17 protein-coding genes are annotated in these 21,235 nt (G+C 59.9%); 13 read left to right on the top strand and 4 right to left on the bottom strand.

Features of this window, described 5'->3' with window-relative positions; translation table 11 throughout:
- The first annotated feature begins 50 nt into the window (after positions 1–50).
- The 3 genes from ABMC88_RS11260 (at position 51) to ABMC88_RS11270 (ending at position 3,598) form a co-directional block, all read left to right on the top strand.
- A complete protein-coding gene (locus ABMC88_RS11260; RefSeq protein WP_349576983.1) occupies positions 51–2,189 on the top strand; it encodes a malate synthase G in 2,139 nt (712 codons plus the stop codon).
- A gap of 84 nt (positions 2,190–2,273) precedes the next feature.
- A complete protein-coding gene (locus ABMC88_RS11265) occupies positions 2,274–2,699 on the top strand; it encodes a GlcG/HbpS family heme-binding protein (protein WP_349576984.1) in 426 nt (141 codons plus the stop codon).
- A gap of 119 nt (positions 2,700–2,818) precedes the next feature.
- Positions 2,819–3,598 carry a gamma-glutamyl-gamma-aminobutyrate hydrolase family protein gene (locus ABMC88_RS11270; RefSeq protein WP_349577145.1) on the top strand — a complete coding sequence of 260 codons (780 nt, stop codon included), beginning with the start codon at positions 2,819–2,821 and terminating at the stop codon, positions 3,596–3,598.
- 54 nt (positions 3,599–3,652) lie between these two features.
- On the opposite strand, the gene ABMC88_RS11275 is transcribed toward ABMC88_RS11270, so the two are convergent.
- Positions 3,653–4,405: an SDR family NAD(P)-dependent oxidoreductase gene (locus ABMC88_RS11275; protein WP_349576985.1), complete on the bottom strand. Its 753-nt coding sequence runs from the start codon at positions 4,403–4,405 to the stop codon at positions 3,653–3,655.
- Between the two features lie 325 nt (positions 4,406–4,730).
- Here ABMC88_RS11275 and ABMC88_RS11280 point away from each other — a divergent pair, with 325 nt between their 5' ends.
- From ABMC88_RS11280 to ABMC88_RS11295, 4 genes are all read left to right on the top strand, one after another.
- Positions 4,731–6,305: a Re/Si-specific NAD(P)(+) transhydrogenase subunit alpha gene (locus tag ABMC88_RS11280; RefSeq protein WP_349576986.1), complete on the top strand. Its 1,575-nt coding sequence runs from the start codon at positions 4,731–4,733 to the stop codon at positions 6,303–6,305.
- Positions 6,306–6,319: 14 nt separating this feature from the next.
- Positions 6,320–7,759 carry an NAD(P)(+) transhydrogenase (Re/Si-specific) subunit beta gene (locus ABMC88_RS11285; protein WP_349576987.1) on the top strand — a complete coding sequence of 480 codons (1,440 nt, stop codon included), beginning with the start codon at positions 6,320–6,322 and terminating at the stop codon, positions 7,757–7,759.
- A gap of 301 nt (positions 7,760–8,060) precedes the next feature.
- Positions 8,061–8,540, top strand: coding sequence for a hypothetical protein (locus ABMC88_RS11290; RefSeq protein WP_349576988.1), 480 nt, complete (start codon positions 8,061–8,063; stop codon positions 8,538–8,540).
- Between the two features lie 82 nt (positions 8,541–8,622).
- Positions 8,623–9,978 (top strand): DUF3422 family protein, encoded by a 1,356-nt coding sequence (locus ABMC88_RS11295; RefSeq protein ID WP_349576989.1) that lies wholly within the window; start codon positions 8,623–8,625, stop codon positions 9,976–9,978.
- Between the two features lie 43 nt (positions 9,979–10,021).
- On the opposite strand, the gene ABMC88_RS11300 is transcribed toward ABMC88_RS11295, so the two are convergent.
- The 3 genes from ABMC88_RS11300 to ABMC88_RS11310 form a co-directional block, all read right to left on the bottom strand.
- Entirely contained in the window at positions 10,022–11,002 is a 981-nt protein-coding gene (locus ABMC88_RS11300; protein WP_349576990.1) for an ABC transporter permease, read from the bottom strand.
- A complete protein-coding gene (locus ABMC88_RS11305) occupies positions 10,995–12,062 on the bottom strand; it encodes an ABC transporter permease (RefSeq protein ID WP_349576991.1) in 1,068 nt (355 codons plus the stop codon). Before ABMC88_RS11305 ends, ABMC88_RS11300 begins: the two co-directional genes overlap by 8 nt.
- Positions 12,063–12,178: 116 nt before the next feature.
- Positions 12,179–13,897: a peptide ABC transporter substrate-binding protein gene (locus ABMC88_RS11310; protein WP_349576992.1), complete on the bottom strand. Its 1,719-nt coding sequence runs from the start codon at positions 13,895–13,897 to the stop codon at positions 12,179–12,181.
- Positions 13,898–14,231: 334 nt separating this feature from the next.
- Here ABMC88_RS11310 and ABMC88_RS11315 point away from each other — a divergent pair, with 334 nt between their 5' ends.
- From ABMC88_RS11315 to ABMC88_RS11340, 6 genes are read left to right on the top strand one after another with little or no spacing between them, the layout of a single operon-like run.
- Complete coding sequence (locus ABMC88_RS11315) at positions 14,232–16,064, top strand: ABC transporter ATP-binding protein (RefSeq protein WP_349576993.1); 1,833 nt, start codon at positions 14,232–14,234, stop codon at positions 16,062–16,064.
- A 12-nt stretch (positions 16,065–16,076) separates the two neighbouring features.
- Positions 16,077–16,277, top strand: a complete 201-nt coding sequence (locus ABMC88_RS11320; RefSeq protein WP_349576994.1) for a hypothetical protein — start codon at positions 16,077–16,079, stop codon at positions 16,275–16,277.
- Between the two features lie 2 nt (positions 16,278–16,279).
- Positions 16,280–17,443 carry an acetylornithine deacetylase gene (gene argE / locus ABMC88_RS11325; RefSeq protein WP_349576995.1) on the top strand — a complete coding sequence of 388 codons (1,164 nt, stop codon included), beginning with the start codon at positions 16,280–16,282 and terminating at the stop codon, positions 17,441–17,443.
- A gap of 10 nt (positions 17,444–17,453) precedes the next feature.
- Positions 17,454–18,800 (top strand): NAD(P)/FAD-dependent oxidoreductase, encoded by a 1,347-nt coding sequence (locus ABMC88_RS11330; protein ID WP_349576996.1) that lies wholly within the window; start codon positions 17,454–17,456, stop codon positions 18,798–18,800.
- A gap of 13 nt (positions 18,801–18,813) precedes the next feature.
- The gene (locus tag ABMC88_RS11335) at positions 18,814–19,980 is read left to right on the top strand and encodes a M20 aminoacylase family protein (protein WP_349576997.1); all 1,167 of its coding nucleotides are present in this window, start codon (positions 18,814–18,816) and stop codon (positions 19,978–19,980) included.
- 26 nt (positions 19,981–20,006) lie between these two features.
- Positions 20,007–21,170 carry a M20 aminoacylase family protein gene (locus tag ABMC88_RS11340; protein WP_349576998.1) on the top strand — a complete coding sequence of 388 codons (1,164 nt, stop codon included), beginning with the start codon at positions 20,007–20,009 and terminating at the stop codon, positions 21,168–21,170.
- The last annotated feature ends 65 nt before the right edge of the window (positions 21,171–21,235 follow it).

Genomic DNA, 21,235 nt, shown 5'->3' on the forward strand with positions numbered 1-21,235 from the left:
AACAGGATTTCCTATCGGAAATTTTTGACCCAGACGCAAGGAGAAGAAACATGCAACGAACTGAGCGTAACGGACTGCAAGTCGACCAGCAGTTGGCTGATTTCATTGAAAAACGCGCTCTTGAAGGGCTAAGCGTTTCTGCCGACACCTTCTGGAAGGGGTTTTCGGATCTGGTGCATGAAATGGGTCCGAAGAATCGCGCACTGCTGGAAAAGCGGGCCGATATTCAGGCCAAAATCGACGTCTGGCACAAAGCCCACGCCAATCAGCCGCATGACGTCACCGCCTATTTCGCGTTTCTCGAAGAGATCGGCTATCTGATCCCCGAAGGGGAGGCGTTCTCGATTGATACGGCCAATGTCGATCCCGAGATTGCCACCATCGCAGGCCCGCAGCTGGTGGTGCCGATCACCAATGCCCGCTTTGCGCTGAATGCAGCCAATGCCCGCTGGGGCAGCTTGTATGACGGATTCTATGGCACCGATGCCATGGGCGTGCAGCCGCCGAAAGGTCCCTACAATCAAGGGCACGGGGCGCGAGTTGTCGCCCGTGCGCGGGTGTTTCTGGACGAGGCGTTTCCGGCTGAAGGTGTCAGCCATGCCGATGCCCGTCGCTATAGCGTGAAAAACGGTGCGTTGCAGATCGACGATTGCCCGCTGATGGAGCCAGCAAAGTTCGTGGGCTACCGCGGCCACCCAAAAGCGCCCGATGCCGTGCTGCTGCGCAACAACGGGCTGCACGTCGAGCTGGTTTTTGACCGCACACACCCTATTGGCAGCCGCGATCAGGCGGGTCTGGCAGATGTGCAGATGGAAAGCGCCGTCTCCGCGATCATGGATTGCGAGGATTCTGTCGCCTGCGTAGATGCCGAGGACAAAGTGCAGGCCTATGGCAACTGGCTGGGCCTGATGCGCGCTGATCTGGAAGAAAGCTTTGAGAAGGGGGGCGCGCAGATGACGCGCCGCCTGAACGGCGACCGTGAATTCACCACACCCGATGGCGGGGCGATGACCCTCAAGGGCCGTGCGCTGATGCTGGTGCGCAACGTGGGTCACCTGATGACCAACCCCGCCGTGCTGGACCGTGACGGCAACGAGGTCTTCGAGGGGCTGATGGATGCCATGTGCACCACGCTGATTGCGATGCATGATCTGGGCCGCGAGGGCGGCAACTCGGTCCATGGTTCCGTTTATGTGGTGAAGCCAAAGATGCACGGACCCGAAGAAGTCGCCTTTACGGACGAGATTTTCACCCATGTGGAAAAGGCGCTGGGCCTGCCTGCCAATACGGTCAAGCTGGGCATCATGGACGAGGAGCGTCGGACGTCGGCGAACCTCAAGGAATGTATCCGCGCGGCCAAGTCGCGTGTGGCGTTTATTAATACGGGCTTCCTTGACCGCACAGGCGACGAGATTCACACTTCGATGGAGGCGGGCCCGTTCTCGCGCAAGGACTTCATCAAGAACAAGACGTGGATCAACGCCTATGAGCTGCAAAACGTCGACATCGGGCTGGAGTGTGGTCTGTCTGGCAAGGCGCAAATCGGCAAAGGCATGTGGGCCATGCCCGACCAGATGGCCGCGATGCTTGAGCAAAAGATCGGGCATCCCAAATCAGGCGCGAACTGTGCGTGGGTGCCATCGCCCACAGCCGCCACGCTGCACGCGCTGCATTACCACAAGGTTGACGTGTTCGCCATACAGGACAAGCTGCGCAAAGGCGGGCGGCGGGCCTATAAGGAGGCGCTGCTGACCATCCCGCTGGCCAGTTTCCGCAAGTGGTCTGATGCCGAGATTGCCCGCGAGGTCGAGAATAACCTGCAAGGGATTTTGGGCTATGTGGTGCGCTGGATTGATCAGGGCGTGGGGTGTTCGAAAGTGCCGGACATCAACAATGTCGGTCTGATGGAAGACCGCGCCACCTGCCGCATATCCGCGCAGCACGTGGCCAACTGGCTGCGCCACGATATCGTGAGCCGCGATCTGGTGATGGCCTCGATGGAGAAGATGGCGGCAGTTGTGGATGCGCAGAATGCGGGTGATCCGTTGTATCGCCCCATGGCGCCGTCTTTTGACGGGATCGCCTATAAGGCGGCCTGTGATCTGGTGCTGGAGGGGGCCGTGCAGCCTTCGGGTTATACCGAGCCTGTGTTGCATGCGCGTCGACTGGAGCTGAAGGCCGCCGGCTGAGGTTTGTTGTTCTACCTGCGGGACTGAAGGGCCAGCCCTTCGGACTTCCCGGAGGATTTATGGCCAAAAAAATAGGAGTTTGGAATGAAACTTGGGCTGAATAAATCGCGGTTGATGATCCGCAAGACGTTTGAAAAAGGCGCGGAGATGGGGTTCAAGCCGCTGTCTGCTGTTGTTCTGGATGCGGGCGGTCATGTTGTGGCGTTTGAACGTCAGGATGGCGCGTCGCCGGGTCGTTTTGCGATTGCGCATGGCAAGGCTTACGGCTCGGTCATGTTGGGCATGGCGGGAACGGCGCAGATGGCGCGGGCAGAGGCGCAGGCATATTTCATGTCCGCGATGAATGGCGCGTTTGGCGGGCAGGTCGTACCTGTGCCGGGCGGTATTTTGCTGCGATCGGCCAAGGGCGAGGTGATCGGCGCGCTGGGCGTGACGGGGGACACATCGGACAATGATGTGATTGCTGCGATGGCCGGCGTGGAAGCTGCCAAAATGATCGGCGAAGCGTAAAGCTGCTGCCTTTTAGGGCGGGAATGTCTGTTGTGTGGGCAATCCCGTCTTGCGGTGTTGAGGCTTTGTTCTAACCGCGCTAGGCTGCTTGGAATGAATTCTGAGTGAGGCAGTATGATATGGGTCGTCCCGTCATTGGCATTATCGGCAATAGCTATCTTTTGAACGATCAGTACCCTGTGCATGCAGGTGGGGTGATGAACAGTCAGGCTGTGGCCGAAGTCTCGGGGTGTATGCCGATGCTGGTGCCGGCTGATCCCGCGCTTGTTTCGGTGCCCGAGCTATTGGCCTGTTGCGACGGGTTCTTGCTGACAGGGGGGCGGCCGAATGTGCACCCCGAAGAATACGGCGAAGAAGAGACACCGGCGCATGGCGATTTTGACCGTGCGCGTGACGCTGTGGCGTTGGAGCTGACGCGCGCTTGTGTCGAGAGCGGGCAGCCCGTGTTCGGCATTTGCCGCGGCTTTCAGGAAGTGAACGTCGCCATGGGGGGCACGCTCTACCCCGAGATCCGCGAACTGCCAGGGCGGATGAACCACCGGATGCCGCCAGACGGCACGATGGAAGAGAAGTTCGAGCTGCGCCATGACGTGCGTTTCTCCGAAGGCGGGGTGTTTCACCGCGTGATGGGGGCGCAGGTGGTGCGGACAAATACGCTGCACGGGCAGGGGATCAAGGCAGCGGGGGCGCGGATTGTCGTCGACGGCTATGCCGATGATGGCACGCCCGAGGCGATTTACGTCGCGGACGCGCCCGGCTTTACGATGGCTGTGCAATGGCATCCCGAATACGAGGCCGCGAAGGATCCCGTTTCGCGCCCCCTGTTCGAAGCGTTCGGCAAGGCGGCGCAAGATTGGGCTGCGGGCAAACGCCCCGCACCTGTGGCCCGCGCCAGCTAAAGCGAGGAGCGGTTAAGCCCGTAGCGTAGCAAAGGGCCAGCGAGGAGCGCGGCTCTACATCATGCCGCCTGCAATCTCGATGCTTTGCCCGTTGATCGAGCCTGAATCCGGCCCGACAAGCCAGGCGGCGGCGCTTGCGACTTCCTCTACCGTGATCAAACGTTTGTGACGGTTTGCGTTCACCATCATATCGCGTGCGTCCTCTGTCGAAATGCCTGCCCGCTCTGATATGGATTGCGTGTTGCGGGTCACAATCGGCGTATCCACATACCCCGGGCACAGCGAATTGAATGTATAGGGCTTGCCCATATACTCCTCGCTGAGCGAGCGGATCAGACCGATCATCCCGTGCTTTGACGCGGAATAGCACGCAGCCCCCGGCAACCCGCGCAAGCCCGCCATCGAGGACACGGCAATCACGCGACCCCAGTCGGTCTCACGCATCCCGCGCAGGCTTTCGCGGATGGTCAGGAAGGCGCCATCCAGATTGGTCGCCATCATATCGCGCCAGAAATTCATGTCGGTTTTATGAGCCGCCTTGCCAGTGGCCAGCCCCGCGTTGGGGACGCAAATCTGGATCGGCCCACGGGCCGCAACGGCAGAGGCGATCTTGGCCACGACCTCGTCCTCGTTGCGGACGTCCATGGCCATGGGGGTCATGCCATCGGTCGCGACCTGCTCCAGCACGTCCTGCCTGCGGCCGGTGATTGTCACATGCGCGCCGCGCTCGGTCAGCATTTGCGCAATGCCCAGACCAATACCTGTGCCGCCACCCGTAACCAGCGCGTGTTTTCCCTGAAGTGTCATTGTTTTCTCCTTTGTTTGGCTGAATCCTAGGCAAGGCGATCTGACAGCGGTAGGGGGCATCGAATTTACGTCACGGCAGTAAAAGTGATTCTTTGCACGGTTGGGGGTTTTAATCTTGCGTGTGCAATTGCATGGAGGAAACAATGTTACCTTGCGGAAAACTGCACAAAATCCGTCTTAAACTTGCGTAAATCGCTGGCAAAAGCTGAACTCTATGGCACATTGTAAGGCGCGGTGCTTGTTTGTCTGGGGTCTGCGCGATAGGGCAGACGTTCATCTACGACACGCCAGTTTCGGCACCAAACGCACATTTGGGAGATTTTGAGTGAAGATCGGGACACCTACAGAGGTATTTGAAGGCGAGCGCCGCGTGGCGATGACGCCCGACAGTGCTGCACAATTACAAAAACTGGGGCACACGTGCCTTATTCAAAGCGGCGCGGGGCTTGCCTCGGGCTTTGACGATGCAGCTTATGCAAATGCCGGCGTTGAGGTGGTCAAAACCGCCGCAGCCCTCTGGCGAGAGGCCGATGTCGTCGCCAAAGTGCGCGCCCCCGATACGGCAGAGATGAAGAAGCTGCGCGAGGGGCAAACGCTCATCTCGTTCTTCAGCCCCGTGGCGGACGAAGCAAAGATGAAGGCGGCGGCCAAAAAGGGCGCCACTGTTGTCGCGATGGAGATGATCCCGCGTATCAGCCGTGCGCAAAAGATGGACGCGCTGTCGTCCATGGCAAACATCGCGGGCTACCGTGCGGTGATCGAGGCGGGTAACAACTTTGGCCGCTTCTTTACCGGTCAGATCACGGCGGCAGGCAAGGTTCCCCCGGCCAAGGTTCTGGTGATTGGGGCGGGTGTTGCGGGTCTTGCCGCGATTGGCACCTCCACCTCGCTGGGTGCGATCACGCTGGCATTCGACGTGCGCCCCGAAGTGGCCGAGCAGGTCGAGAGCATGGGCGCTGAATTCGTCTACCTTGATTTCGAGGAAGAGCAGACAGACGGTGCGGCGACAGGTGGCTATGCCTCTGTGTCGTCCCCTGAGTTCCGCGAAGCGCAGCTGGCCAAGTTCCGCGAGTTGGCCCCCGAGGTCGACATCGTCATCTGTACTGCGCTGATCCCCAACCGCGAAGCGCCCGAGCTTTGGACCGAGGACATGGTTGCGGCGATGAAGCCCGGCTCGGTCATTGTGGACTTGGCGGCAGAGAAGGGCGGCAACTGCAAGCAGACCGTCATGGACGAAAAGATCGTGACCGAGAATGGTGTTACCATCATCGGCTATACCGATTTTCCAAGCCGGATGGGGACGCAGGCCTCGACGCTTTATGCGACCAACATCCGCCACTTGATGACCGATCTGACCCCTGAAAAGGACGGCCAGATTGATCACAATATGGAGGATGACGTGATCCGTGGGGCGACCATCGCCCACGCCTCGGCCGTGACCTTCCCGCCGCCGCCGCCCAAAGTGGCCGCAATTGCAGCGCAGCCCAAAAAGCCCGCCGCAAAAGAGCTGACACCCGAGGAAAAGAAAGCCGCCGAACTGGCCGCCTTCAAGGCACAGACCAAGAATCAGGTCATGCTTTTGGGCATTGGTGGCGCGTTGCTGTTGTTGGTGGGGCTTGTCGCTCCGGCCAGCTTTATGCAGCACTTTATCGTGTTTGTTCTGTCGGTCTTTATCGGCTTCCAGGTCATTTGGGGCGTGGCGCACAGCCTGCACACACCGCTGATGGCGATTACAAATGCGATCTCGTCGATCATCATACTGGGGGCGCTGATGCAGATCGGGTCCGGCTCTGGTTTGGTCATCCTCCTTGCGGCCTTGTCGGTGTTCATGTGTGGCATCAACATCTTTGGCGGCTTCCTTGTGACACGGCGCATGCTCGCCATGTTCCAGAAATCTTGAAGGGAGCCTGAGAAATGGATTTTGGTTTCACAACAGCGGCTTATGTAGTTGCCGCTATTCTATTCATCTTGTCGCTGGGCGGGCTTTCGGGCCAAGAAAGCGCAAAGCGTGCGGTGTGGTACGGCATTGTCGGCATGGCGCTGGCCGTTGCGGCCACGCTGGTCGGGCCGGGTTCGGGATACTGGCTGCTGTCGATCCTGCTGATCGCGGGCGGTGGTGCCATCGGGTATCAACTGGCCACAAAGGTCCAGATGACCCAGATGCCAGAGCTGGTTGCAGCGATGCACAGCCTTGTGGGTCTGGCGGCGGTTTTCGTCGGCCTGATCGCACATTTCGAGATTGGCCGCGTGGCGGGTATTCTCGAAAGCGGTGGCGACACCAAAGAGCTGGGTACTTTCGCAGCATTGATCGCCAAGAAATCAGTGGTCGAGATTAACATCCTGCGGGTTGAGCTTTTCCTTGGTGTGTTTATCGGCGCGGTGACCTTCACCGGTTCGGTGATTGCCTATGGCAAACTGGCGGGCAAAGTCACCTCGGCCGCGGAAAAGCTGCCAGGTGGGCATATGCTCAACATTGCCGCGGCGGCGATTTCGGTCATTACGCTGATCTGGTACTTCAACACCGGCGGTTTCTTCCCGCTGTTCCTGATGATGCTGGCGGCGCTGTTTATCGGCTACCACCTGATCATGGGCATTGGCGGCGCGGATATGCCCGTGGTTGTCTCCATGCTTAACAGCTATTCAGGCTGGGCTGCGGCGGCGATCGGCTTCTCGCTGGGCAATGATCTGCTGATTGTTGTGGGTGCGCTTGTCGGCTCGTCCGGTGCGATCCTGTCCTACATCATGTGTAAGGCGATGAACCGTTCGTTCGTCTCTGTGATCCTCGGCGGCTTTGGCGGCCCCGCGGGTGAGCAGATGGCCGTTGAAGGCGAACAGATCGCGATTGAAGCGGACGGCGTTGCGCAGGCTTTGAATGAAGCCGACAGCGTTATCATCATCCCGGGTTACGGTATGGCGGTGGCGCAGGCGCAGACTGCGGTCAGCGATCTGGTCAAAAAGCTGCGCGCGCAGGGCAAGAATGTGCGTTTCGCCATTCACCCCGTTGCGGGCCGTTTGCCTGGTCACATGAACGTACTGCTGGCCGAAGCCAAGGTGCCCTATGACATCGTGATGGAGATGGACGAGATCAACGACGACTTCCCCGAAACGGATGTTGCCATCGTCATCGGCTCCAACGACATCGTAAACCCTGCGGCGCAGGACGATCCAAACAGCCCCATCGCTGGCATGCCGGTGCTGGAATGCTGGAAGGCCAAGACTGTGTTCGTGTCCAAACGCGGGCAGGGAACAGGCTATTCCGGTATCGAGAACCCGCTGTTCTTTAAAGAGAACACGCGCATGTTCTATGGCGATGCAAAGGCGTCCTTGGACAAACTGCTGCCGATGATCGATTAACGCTCCTTCGGTGCGATTAACGCTCCTTCGGTGCGATGATCGACTGACCTGTCGGCGGGCGCGGTTTTTTCGAAAAAACCGCCACGGAATTTTCAAAAATTCCGGCCCCCGTTGAAACGAAACGCCCCACTGGAAACGGTGGGGCGTTTTGCGTTTGGAGCCCTTTCGTTTCGCGCTGCGTGAATGACATGCGCTGCAACTGGCGCATGACAGGAGCGATTTGCGTATCGCGGCTTTTGGGAATGCCACCCTTGGGCCAGACAAGTGGCACCAGCTTTTCATCACGTAAAGGAACTTTGATATGGCCGCTTTTCTCACAGGGATTTTCACGGGGGCACCGCTGTTTGTATGGCCGCTTTTGGCGGGGCTGGTTTTTCTTGGGCTGCGGGCGCGGCAGGCGCGTAGCGTGCCTGTGGCCGCGTTCTATGCCTTGCCGTTGATGGTACTTCTGGGGGTGCGTACCACCTCTGCTTTGCCCGCGGGGGTGTGGATATGGGCCGTCTTTGCGCTGGCGTACGGGGCGGGGGCTGTAGCGGGGTTTCTGCTGCAAGCCCGCTGGACGCTGGGACGTGAGGGCACCCGCGTCCGCCTTTCAGGAGAAAGCCTGACGCTGTTGGTTGTTATGGTGCTGTTCTGGGCTAACTTCGTGAGCGGTGCGTTGGAAGCCGTGGCTCCAGCGGTCTATCTGCATCCCTTGTTCCAAGCCGCCTTTGCCGCGCTATTGGCGATGGGCAGCGGTAGCTTTGCGGGCCGCGCCCTGCACGTGCTGCGCCTTGCGTAATCTCCGATAGGTGGAAAAATATACATCTGTATCCGCAGCTTGCCGCCCTTATGTGGTATCCTGCGTTGCGGCTTGGATCGGGATGGAGGCAATCACAGTGCAGAACCGCCCCGAAGGACGACCTTATGCCGCCCATTACCGATTTCCGCTGCGCTATGCTTTGACAGGCGAGTCGCACGTCCTCCCGTTCCCGACTGTCAAAGCGCCGCAAGTGGTGGCGTTTCTGGCGATCAAACAGGCAGGCGATGCCGCTGCGCGTGACCGTGACCGCGCCGAGGATATGGCCCATCTAACGGCGCTCTGGAAGCACTATGGCGCCCCTTTGCCCGATGCGGGGGCCACGCATTACTATGGCGCGATGGGGCGGTTCCACCTCATGTGGGAGCAACACACCGAGTTTGTGGCTTTTAACGCCTTTGGCGAAGACCTGAGCAATCGCCCGTTTGATCCTGCCGACTTCGATGTCTTCCCTGCAGGCTGGCTTGAAAACGCACCGAGGCAGCGGCTGACATCAAGCTTGCTGCGGTTGATGCCGATGCCGAAAGGGCCTGATGACATCCTTGAGAAACTGCGTGGGTGGTTCGTGCCCGAAAGCCTTGCGGCCGCAGATGTGCTGGAGGGCGCTGCGGTTGTGGCAAGTGATTTCCGCATTGATCCCGCTGGTCATTCGCGCTTTGCGGTCTTTGTGCCCGAGGCCACGGGCAACCGCCGCATTGGCCGCATCATTCAGCGTCTGCTGGAGATTGAGACTTATAAGACCATGTCGATGCCGGGCTTTGCCCTGACGCGGGAGATTGCCGCAGATGTAGGCAAGATTGACCATCAGGTCAGCGATCTGATGGCACAGATGCGCACGCAGGAATCCAAGCCCGAGGAGACGCTGGACGCGCTGCTGGATGTCTCTGTCGAGTTGGAGAATATGGTGGCGCAAACCGCGTTCCGTTTTGCAGGAACTGCCGCTTATAAGGCCATCGTCGATGAAAGGATCGCCTCCCTGCGCGAGACGCGGTTCAGGGGGCGGCAGGGGTCTGGCGAGTTTATGGTGCGCCGCTACGAGCCTGCGATGCGGACCGTTATCTCGATGGAGCGGCGGTTGGAGCGGTCGTTTGCGCGGGCATTGCGGGCGTCTGATTTGTTGCGAACACGGGTGGACGTAGAACGCTCGGCCCAGAACCAGGCGATTTTAAAAACTATGGATAAGCGGGCAGATTTACAGCTGCACTTGCAGAAAACTGTTGAGGGGCGTTCGGTTGTGGCAATCAGCTATTACGCCGTCTCGCTTGCTGGATACTTGCTGTATCCGCTGGCGGAGATGCTGGGGACCAGCAAAGGGGTGTTGCCGGCCTTGGTGACGCTGCCTTTTGTTTTACTCAGGTGGGGGCCTACGCGGGCGGGAACGTTTGTGGTGTTTGTGGGATTGAGTTTAAGGGCAAAATAAAGAAAAGGGGCTGCGCTTTTTTGTCGGGCGCAGCCCTGTTTTGTTAGCGGCCGCGGATGCGGGGGTCGAGCGCGTCTCGCAGGCCGTCGCCCAGGTAGTTGACGCTGAGCACGGTGAGCGAGATCAGGATACCCGGCAGCATGACGCGTTCGGGGTACTCTTGCATGCGGTCAACGGCGTCTGACAAAAGCTTGCCCCATGTGGGGAAGTCGGACGGGAATCCCACGCCCAGAAAGCTGAGCGCGGATTCGGTGATGATCGCGGTGGCGAGGCCCAGTGTGGCCGAGACCATGATGGGCGAGATGACGTTTGGCAGCAGGTGGCTGCGGATGATCTTGCCGTTGCTGGAGCCGATGGAGCGGGCGGCGAGGATGAACTCGCGTTCCTTGAGCGCCAGAATATCGCCGCGCACGATGCGTGCGGTTTGCATCCATGATGTCAGTGCGATGACCGATACGATGAGGACGAACATGCCGCTCTCGGGGCTGCCGAAGAAGCTGGTCAGTGGTTGGCGGAAAAGGGTCACGGCCAGCAGTACCAGCGGCAGGATGGGTAGGGACAGGACAAGATCGGTAAAGCGCATCAGCAAAAAGTCGGCGCGTTTGAAAAAGCCCGAGGCCACGCCGATGGCTGTGCCGATGAGCAGTGACAGCAGCATCGCAGCCCAGCCCACCGCCATAGATACGCGGCCGCCATAGATCATTTGGGCGAGGATGTCGCGGCCCAGTTGGTCGGTCCCGAAAGGATGCGCCCAGCCTGCTTTGGCACCGCTGTCCCAGATCAGCGTATAGATCGGACGCCAGTTCTTGTTGCGGATGTCGAGTTTGGTTGGTTCAAGATCCCAGAGGAACGGGCCGAACAGCACCCCGAGGGTAATGAACAGCAAGAAGCCGCCACCGAACACAGCGCCTTTGTGTTTGCGGAACTGGTCCCAGACGTCGCGCCATTGGCTGCGCGGGGGGGAGGCGGGTTCTTTGTCTTGCAGGGCGCCGAAGACTTCGACCGGAGGGGATTGATCAGTCATAGCGGATCCTTGGGTCAAGCAGGCCGTAGAGGATATCGGCGATAAGGTTAAACAGGACGATGAGGATGGCGAAGATGAACGTCAGTGTCATCACCATCGGCAGGTCGTTGGCAAATAGCGCGGTCAGCAGGAGTTGCCCGATGCCGTTCACCTTGAACACGTTTTCGGTAATGATCGCGCCGCCAAAGATGGCGGGCATCCCCAGCGCAATCACCGTCACCACAGGGATCATCGAGTTGCGCAGCACATGCACCATGACCACAACGCTTTCGCCCAGACCTTTGGCCCGCGCGGTGCGCACATAGTCCTGATTGAGGTTGTCGAGCATGGCCGAGCGCATATAGCGGCTGATCTGGGCCGTGGTTTGCAGGGCCAGCACCATCACGGGCATGATCATTTGCAAAAACTGCACCTTAAAGCTGGCCCAATCGGTGACCACATGGGTGGTGTCATAGATAGAGGGCAGCCAGCCCAGCGTGACCGAGAAGATTACAATCAGCAGCGGGCCGGTAAAGAACGGCGGGATCGAGAAGCCAACCATCGTGATGAACGTGCCCGCTTGGTCAAAGACCGAATAGTGGCGATAGGCGGAATAAACGCCGATGGGAATCGCGATCAGGATGCCCACAATATACGACAGGCCCACGACCCAGAGCGTCTGCGGCATACGTTGCAGCACGATCTCCATCACGGGGCTGCGGGTCTGCCAGCTGATCACACGCTGTTTTTCGACCAGCGCACCGGTGACGGAATCCAGCTCCATGCTGAACTGCGTATCGGGCAGCCAGCCAAACAGGAAGCTGTTGGCGGTCAGGTGGTCGATCAGCACTTGTGGTTCAACCACAAAGAACTGGACCAGCCATTTGTAGTATTGAACATGCACAGGTGCGCCGAGGCCAAGCGCCTCGCGCATTTTCTGCTTTACCTCGGGCGGCACGGTCAGCGGGACCTGTGCCATCGGATCACCGGGGGCAAGTTGCAGCAGCATGAAGATAACAAGGCTGATGAAAAGAAGCGTCGGGATAGAGAGCAGCAATCGACGGATGGTGAAATTCAGCATCAAGCGGCGCCTTTATTGATCAGTCTGGTTGGGTTTGAGAAAGGGCGGGGGATAATCCCCGCCCTTATGACACTTAACAGGTCTGGTCAAAGTATTCCGTAACCAAACCCGCGGCCTTAGTTTGCGCGGTACCAGTCTGCGGCATTCCACAGCTCTGAGTCCCAAACGTTCAACACAACACCGCCAAGGCTGTTGGAGTGTGCAGAGACACGGGCACGGTTGACCAATGGCACGATGGTCATTGTGTCTTTTGTGATCATGTCGTTCAGCTTGCGACCAAGCTCACCACGTTTGTCCAGATCGGCTGTGCCTGCCAGCTCGTCGAGCATGGCGTCATAGGCCGGATCACAGAAGCGGTTGATGTTCTCACCCTGCCACTGGCTGTCTGGCTTTGGCTCGTTGCCGCAACGATATGCCGACAGATACGCCTGCGGGTCTGTGCCGTTGAAGGTGTTCGCATACATTTCTACGTCTGCGTAGAACTTCTGGAACGTGTCAGGCGAGCCGGGGTCGCCACCAAAGAAGACAGAACCCGAGAGGTTGCGCAATTCGGTTTCAACACCGATCTGCTCCCACCAGTCTTTGATCAACGCCTGGAAATCCTGACGGACGGCGTTGGTGGAGGTTTGGTACAGGATGGACAGCTTCACGCCATCTTTTTCGCGCACGCCGTCGCCATCGCTGTCAACCCAGCCTGCTTCGTCCAGCAGTGCTTTTGCGCCATCAAGGTCTTGCGTCAGACATTCGGTGTTGTCCGAGTTGTAGAGCGCAGGCGCAGGCACGAGGTTACAGGTCGGGCGACCCGCTTTGCCGTAGCCTACTTCGGTCAGCAGTTCGCGGTCGATTGCCATGGACAATGCTTTGCGTACGTTGAAGTCGGACAGGAAGGGGTGTGGTTCTGCCACGGTGGAGCGTGTCTCTGGTGGAAGGTCGGCTGACGGGTTGGTCAGGTTCATTTCCAAACGCTCAACCAGCGGGCCGAAGCCTGCGATGGCGACGCCTTTGCCTGCTTCTTCCATCTTGGCGATCACGTCGGGTGCCAGCTGGAGGTTCCATGCGTAGTCAAACTCGCCTGTTTCCAGAACCGCACGACCTGCTGCTGCTGCGTCGCCGCCGCCTTTGAAGGTCATGGTGGCGAAGGCTGGCTTGCCTTCGATGCGGAAGTTTTCGTTTGCGGCCAGTGTGATCACGTCATTGGGACGGAATTCTGTAACCGTGAACGGGCCTGTGCCGATCGGGTTAAAGTTGGCTTCTGTACACTCGGGCGCTTTGGCACCAAGGCAGTCTGCGAACTGGGCCGCCTGGATGATGGGGCTTTCGCCGCCAACAAACGGGCCGTACGGGTTTGGTTTGGGGCTGTCAAAGGTCACTTTGACGGTCAGTTCGTCAATCGCCTCAACGCTTTTCACACCGTCGAATTTTGCGCCCTGCGCACAGCCACCTTCGGGGTGCATGCAGTATTCCGCGGTAAAGCGTACGTCCTCGGACGTGAAGGGCGTGCCGTCGGACCATTTCAGGCCTTCGGTGATTTTCCACGTGATGCTCATCAAATCTTCGGAGACACCACCGTTTGCCACGGTTGGTACTTCGTCAACCAACCACGGCACCATTGCGCCGGTTTCGGTATAGCGCGCCAGCGGCTCAACGATCAGGGATGCTGATTCGACGTCCTTGGTGCCACCTGACAGGAACGGGTTCAGGATGGACGGTGCCTGCCAATACAGGACCTTGACGTCGCCATCGCGGCCGCGTTCGCCTTTGTGGGCGTCTGCGAAAGCAACGGGCGCAAATGCGGTTGTCGCAATCGCACCCAAAAGAAGGGCTCTCATTTTCATTGTATACTCCATGTTGACCACGCATGCGCGTGGCGATTCACCCCACTGTCGGGGGCATTGTAGTGTCACGCGCGAGGGTAAGAACGCGTCGCAAGTTTATGTTTTACAGCGTAAAACGGAAACAGTCGGCGGTCACCCTCTTGGTGCGGATGGTTAACAGTGGCGCAAATTTATAAGCAATTGCAAGCCTTGTCGCGTTAGAAAATCGATGAAATTGCGGGCAGCGCCTGCAATCGTGCGCACAAGTGGCCAACACTGTTTGACGCCCGCCCAATCCGCGCATAGCGTGGCGCAAACGCACGGACATGGTGTGCGACGCAGCGAAAGGACGCCGATGCTTGATCAAACCGACAAAGCCCCCATCGCCCAGATCGAGGGCCTGCGGGTCGAGTTCCAGACCAAAGACGGCCCCGTTGTGGGCGTCGAGGATGTCTCGTTCAATATCCACCCCGGTGAGACGGTCTGTGTTGTGGGCGAAAGCGGCTCGGGCAAGTCGGTGTCTTCGCTGTCGCTGATGCGTCTGGTCGAATTCGGCGGCGGTGAGATCGCTGGCGGCAAGCTGATGTTCAGCTCGTCTGACAGCGGGGTCGTCGATTTGGCCGAAACCGCGCAGGACAAGATGCGCGGCATTCGCGGCAACGAGATCGGGATGATTTTCCAAGAGCCGATGACCGCGCTGAACCCCGTGTTTACAGTGGGCAAACAACTGACCGAAGGGTTGCGCCTGCACAAAAATATGAGCAAATCCCAGGCCGAGGCGCGTGCGCTGGAGCTGATGACCCAAGTGCGTATTCCAGAGCCGGAAAAGCGTCTGGCCCAGTTCCCGCATGAACTCTCTGGCGGGATGCGCCAGCGTGTCGTTATCGCCATGGCGCTGGCCTGTGAGCCGCGCCTGCTGATCGCGGATGAGCCGACAACCGCGTTGGATGTGACCATTCAGGCCGAAATTCTGGCGCTGATGGATCGTCTCAAGCGCGAGACGGGCACCGCCGTGATGTTCATCACGCATGACATGGCCGTGGTCGCCCAAATGGCCGACCGCGTGGTCGTCATGTTCCGCGGCAACAAGGTCGAGGAAGGCACCGTCGAGGAAATCTTCGAGAACCCGCAGCACGCTTACACCAAGGCGCTGCTGGCCGCCGTCCCAAAACTGGGTGAGATGACGGGCAAGGATTATCCCGAACCGATGAAGCTGCTGGGCAGCGAGGACAAAGAGATCGCGCCGATCAAAGGCACCGACGAGGTGCTGCTGACCGTCAAAAACCTGACCACCCGCTTTCCCGTCACAGGCGGCTTCCTGCGCCGCCGCGTCGCCAATGTGCATGCGGTCGAGGACCTGAGTTTTGAGATCAACAAGGGCCAGACTCTCAGCCTTGTAGGCGAGAGCGGCTGCGGCAAATCCACTGCGGGCCGCTCGATCCTGCGGCTGGTTGATCCGCTCTCGGGCGAGGTGAATTTGGGCGGTAAGGACATCATGGCCTTGAGCCCGCAAGATCTGCGCACCGCGCGACTTGATATGCAGATGATTTTCCAGGACCCCTTTGCCTCGCTCAACCCGCAGATGGGGCTGGCCGATCAGGTGGCCGAGCCGATCCATAATTTCGGCACGCTCAAAGGGGCGGCGGTGAACGAGCGGGTCGAGATGCTGTTTGACCGTGTCGAGCTGCCGCGCAGCTTCATGCGTCGCTTCCCGCATGAATTGTCAGGCGGGCAACGCCAACGGGTCGCCATTGCGCGTGCGCTGGCGCTCAACCCCAAGCTTATCATCGCGGATGAGGCGGTGTCGGCTTTGGACGTGTCGGTGCAGGCGCAGGTGCTGAACCTGATGATGGAGCTTCAGGCCGAGATGGAGCTTAGCTTCCTCTTTATCTCGCACGACATGGCCGTGGTCGAACGCGTCAGCCACCACGTCGGCGTCATGTATCTGGGCCGCATTGTCGAGCTGGGACCGCGCCGCGCGGTGTTCGAGAACCCCGCGCACCCTTATACCCAAGCTTTGATGAAGGCCGTGCCTATCGCCGACCCGCGCCGCCGCAAGGCCGAGAAGGATTTGAACTTTAAACCGATCCCGTCGCCAATTCATCCAACCAGCTACCGCCCCGAGCCAAGCGTTTACAAGGACTTGGGCGGCGGCCACAAAGTGCTGATCACCGACAGCGGGTATTGAGGTCCTGGGGGCGTGGCAGATCTCATTCAGGTTGTGCGTGCGCTGAGTGGTGCTAAGCCGCAGCAAGTGCAAGACACCAAACACGCGGTCCAAGGCTTCGCCATGCTGTTTTGTCTCTTTGCAGTGTTGCTTTTCGTGCTTTGCGCTTTCTTCTTTGTGCTACATCAATTGGGACTGGTTGAAATAACAGTCTCGTCTTTTCTGGAGTCCTAATCATGACCCCCCGCATGACCCCGCTTGAGCTGATGACCAAGCTTATCAGCTTTCCCACCGTCTCCCGCGATACCAACATCCCGCTGATCGACTGGGTCGAGGGCTACCTTGCCTCCCACGGGATTGAGAGCCACCGCTATATTGATCCAGACCAGCCAAAACATGGCCTCTTTGCCCATGTCGGCCCGCAGGTCGAGGGGGCGGTGGTGTTGTCGGGCCATACGGATGTGGTGCCGGTCGATGGCCAGCCGTGGGATACGGACCCCTTTGAGGTGGTCGAGAAAGACGGCAAATATTACGGCCGCGGCACCTGCGATATGAAAGGGTTTGACGCGCTGGCGATCTGGGCCTTGGTCGAGGGGCAATACGCCGATCTCAAGCGCCCGCTGCAAATCGCGCTCAGCTTTGACGAGGAGGTCGGCTGCCTTGGTGCGCCGCCACTGATCGAGGCGATGCAGGGCGTGGTGCCAAAGGGCAATGCCGTGATCGTTGGCGAGCCTTCGATGATGCAGGCCGTGACGGGGCATAAGGGCGGGTCGGGCTTTAACACTCATGTGATTGGCTTTGAGGTGCATTCCTCGCTGCTGCACACAGGCGTAAATGCGATCATGGCAGGGGCCAAGCTGATCGAATGGGCCAACCAGATGAACACAGAAAACATGGCCGCAAAGCCCACCGAGCTGGCCGCAATGTTCGATCCGCCTTTTACCACGCTGCACGTGGGCATCATCAGCGGCGGCACGGCCCATAACATCACCGCCAAAGACTGCCATTTTGCCATGGATTTCCGCGTGGTCCCGGGGGAGGACAAGGACAAGTGGAAGATCGCCTATCTTGAAAAAGTGCGCGAGGTCGAGGCCGCGATGCAAGCCGTAGTACCCGAAACACGGATCGAGATTTCGCCCCGTTTTGACGTGCCCGCCTTGCAACCCGAGCAGGACGGCCTGGCCGAAACGCTGGTGCGCCAGATCACAGGCGACAACGCCAGCCACAAGGTCAGCTACGGCACCGAAGCAGGCCAGTTCCAGCAAGGCGGCTATAGCGCCGTGATCTGCGGCCCCGGTGACATTGCGCAGGCGCACCAACCCAATGAGTTCATCGAGGTGGCGCAGTTCAACGCGGGCCATGACTTTATGACCAAACTGGTGGCGCGCCTGTGCGACTGACGCCTGCTATATGACGCAAGACTTTCCTTTCCGCCTCAGCGACCCTGCGCGGTTTGCCGATGCCTTGCCCGATGCGGCGGATATGGTGGTGATAGGCGGCGGCGTGATCGGCATTTGCACCGCGCTTTTTGCTGCCCGCGCAGGTCAGCGCGTTGTCGTTTTGGAAAAAGGCCGTGTCGCCGCCGAGCAATCAAGCCGCAACTGGGGCTGGATCCGGCAACAGGGCCGCGACCCCGCCGAGATGCCGATCATGGCCGAGGCACAGCATATCTGGACCGAGCTGTCGCGTGAGACGAACGAACAGATCGGGTTGCAGCAGACCGGCACAACCTATCTGGGCTACGGTGCGGCGGCGATGGAGCGCTACAAAGACTGGCTGCCGCACGCCGCCCCCAATGGTGCTGACAGCCGTCTGTTGTCTCGGGCGGAAATCGCCGCGATGTATCCCGACCTTACCGACAGGCCCGTGGGCGCGCTGCACACGGCGTCGGACTTTCGGGCCGAGCCGTGGGTCGCCGTGCCCGCTTTTGCCCAACTCGCCCAGAGGGCGGGGGCGCAGATCATCGAGGGCTGCGCCGTGCGCTGTCTTGATATCGCAAACGGCAAGGTCACGGGCGTGATGACGGAGCGCGGGCGAATCCGCGCCGCGCGTGTGGTGTTGGCGGGCGGGGCGTGGTCCTCGCTTTTCTTGCGCAATCACGGGATTGGGTTGCCGCAGCTTTCCGTGCGCTCTCAGGTCGCGGCGACGGAAGCTTTGCCCGACATCGGGCAGGTCGCGGCCTCGACCAAGCGGTTGGCGTTTCGGCGCCGCGCCGATGGCGGCTACACCCTCGCGCCCAACACCATGTCCGAGCTGTTCGTCGGCCCCGATGCCTTCCGCGCTTTACCGCATTTTCTGAACCAGCTCAAAAGCGATCCGTTCGGCTGTATGATCAAGCCCTATGCGCCGCAGGGCTTCCCCGATGCATGGGGGACACCGCGCAGTTGGGGCGCGGATGACGAAACGCCGTTCGAGCGGATGCGCATCCTTGATCCCAAACCCCAACCGCGCCGCATTGCTAAACTGGCCCGTGATTTTGCCGCCATGTTCCCGCATCTGGGCACGGTAAAGATCAAGAAGTCCTGGGCAGGTATGATCGACACCATGCCCGACATTGTTCCCGTGGTGGATCACGCCCCGCTGGAGGGGCTGATCGTAGGCACGGGGATGAGCGGGCACGGCTTTGGCATTGGTCCCGCCATGGGTCGCATTCTGGCCGATCTGGCCATGGGCCACGGTGCCGGCCACGACATGGGCCGCTTTCGTTTCAACCGTTTCACCGATGGCACCCGCATGGTGCCCGGACCTGACGTTTAAGGAGAGATACTCGATGCCGATCAAGAACCGCTTTGCGCAGATGCACGCCGAGATCACAGGCTGGCGCCGCCATCTGCACCAATACCCCGAGTTGATGTTCGATGTGCATGAGACCGCCAAGTTCGTCGAGGAGAAGCTGCGCAGCTTCGGCATCACCGACATCACCACGGGCATCGGCCAGACGGGCGTGGTTGCGGTGATCGAGGGCCGCGAGGGGGGCTCGGGGCGCAGCATTGGCCTGCGTGCTGATATGGACGCGCTCCCGATCGAGGAGGATACAGGGCTTGAATATGCCAGCAAGAACGCGGGCAAAATGCATGCCTGTGGCCATGACGGACACACGGCTATCCTGCTGGGCGCGGCGCAATATCTGGCCGAGACGCGCAATTTCGACGGCCGCGTCGTGCTGATCTTTCAACCCGCTGAAGAAGGCGGCGGTGGCGGTCTTGAGATGTGCCGCGACGGCCTGATGGAGCGTTGGAGCATCGACGAAGTCTATGGTCTGCACAATATGCCCGGTGCGGAAGTGGGCAGTTTCCACATCCGCGAGGGCGCACTGTTGGCCGCAACGGATGAGTTCGACATTACCATCACAGGCAAGGGGGGCCATGCCGCAGCCCCGCATGAGGCGGTTGACCCCAATCTGGCGGCGGCCCATGTGGTTGTGGCGCTGCAAGCGATTGCCTCGCGCAATGTGGATCCATTGGCGCAGGTTGTTGTTTCGGTCTGCGTGATCCGTTCCGAGAACGAGGCGCATAACATCATCCCGCACCGCGTGGTCCTGCGCGGCACCGTGCGCACGCTGGACGGTGCTGTGCGCGATCTGGCCCAACAGCGGCTGGAGGAGATTGTGGACCTGACCGCACGCGCCCATGGCTGTGCGGCGGAAACGCTCTATCACCGCGGCTATCCCGTCACTGTGAATGACGCGGACAACACCAGATTTGCCGCTGACGCAGCCGAGGCCGTGACACCCGGCGTGGACCGCGCCACACCGCCCATCATGGCAGGCGAGGATTTCGCCTATATGCTTGAAGAGCGGCCCGGTGCCTATATCATGCTGGGCAACGGCGATGGCGCGACCGTACACCACCCGAAGTATAACTTTAACGACGATGCCATCCCTGCGGGATGCTCGTGGTTTGCCGAAGTCGTCGAGCGCCGCTTGCCGTTAGCCTGACATTTAAAGAAACAAGGAAGACCCCCATGCCCGTAAAGAACCGATTTGCCGAATTGCACGCCGACATCACCGCATGGCGCCGCGATTTGCATGAACACCCAGAAATCCTGTTCGAGACACATCGCACCGCCGCCACCGTGGCCGAAAAGCTGCGCGCCTTTGGCTGTGATGAGGTGGTCGAGGGCATCGGGCGCACGGGCGTTGTGGGGGTGATCAAAGGCAAGAGCACCGCCTCGGGCAAGGTGGTGGGCCTGCGGGCGGATATGGACGCGCTGCCCATTCATGAGGCGACGGGGCTGGAGTATGCCTCCAAAACCGACGGGGCGATGCATGCCTGCGGGCATGACGGGCACACGGCGATGCTGCTGGGGGCGGCGCAATATCTGGCCGAGACGCGGAACTTTGACGGCACGACGGTGGTGATCTTTCAACCCGCCGAAGAAGGCGGCGGCGGTGGCAAGGAGATGTGCGACGACGGGATGATGGACCGTTGGGGCATTCAGGAAGTTTACGGCATGCACAACTGGCCCGGCATGGCACCGGGCAGCTTTGCCATCCGGCCCGGCCCGTTTTTTGCCGCGACCGACCTGCTGGACATCGAGATTGAGGGACTGGGCGGCCATGCGGCCAAGCCCAACGAGACGGTCGACCCCACCGTGATTGCCGCGCAAATCGTCACGGCGTTACAAAGCATCGTCAGCCGCAATGCCGATCCTGTTGGCAATATCGTCGTGTCCATCACTTCGTTCGAGACATCGTCGAACGCCTATAACGTGATTCCGCAGAAGGTGCATTTGAAAGGCACCGTGCGGACGATGTCGTCCGAGCTGCGTGATCTGGCCGACAAGCGCGTGAACGAGATTTGCAGCGGGATCGCCACGGCGATGGGCGGTGTTGCGCGGGTCACGTATGAGCGGAACTATCCCGTCATGGTCAATCACGACGCGCAGACAGAGTTTGCCGCAGACGTAGCGCGCAGCGTGTCCGGCGATTGCGCCGAGGCGCCTTTGGTCATGGGCGGTGAGGATTTCGCCTTTATGCTGGAGGCGCGACCCGGGGCATATATTCTGGTCGGCAATGGCGATACGGCGATGGTGCATCATCCGCTCTATAACTTTAACGATGATGTAATCCCTGCGGGATGCAGCTGGTGGGCAGGAATTGCCGAGCAGCGGATGCCTGCGGGCTAAACGCTGATTGCCGTGCTGGATGAGAGTACGGGATTGAGTTTAAGAGCAAAATAAAGAAGCGGGCC

Origin of the sequence: Sulfitobacter aquimarinus (assembly GCF_040149565.1) — a bacterium.
Classification (GTDB): domain Bacteria; phylum Pseudomonadota; class Alphaproteobacteria; order Rhodobacterales; family Rhodobacteraceae; genus Sulfitobacter; species Sulfitobacter aquimarinus.